Here is a 237-nt window from a genome sequence, read left to right as displayed (position 1 = left end):
TCAACGAAGTACCGGCGCCGGGCGGCGCGATCGAGGGCGACCACACCTCGCCGACGCAGCCGGCTTCGGATCTGAGTTTCAATCCGGAGCCGCTGACCGGGGCCGACATGTGGGGCATCACCATGTTTGACCAGCTGGCCTGCCGGATCGAATTCCTGAAACTGCGCTACGAGGGCCGCTATACGCCGCCGTCGCTGCAAGGCTCGCTGATCTATCCCGGCAATTTCGGCACATTCA

At 63.7% G+C, this 237-nt stretch carries 1 pseudogene; it reads left to right on the top strand.

Annotation, left to right across the window (positions count from 1 at the left end):
* Positions 1-237 (top strand): annotated as a pseudogene (locus tag AC0L2O_RS37530) (membrane-bound PQQ-dependent dehydrogenase, glucose/quinate/shikimate family); the annotation flags it as partial.

The organism is Bradyrhizobium sp. Kon10, from assembly GCF_055807395.1.
This window is presented reverse-complemented; position numbering and strand designations above follow the sequence as displayed.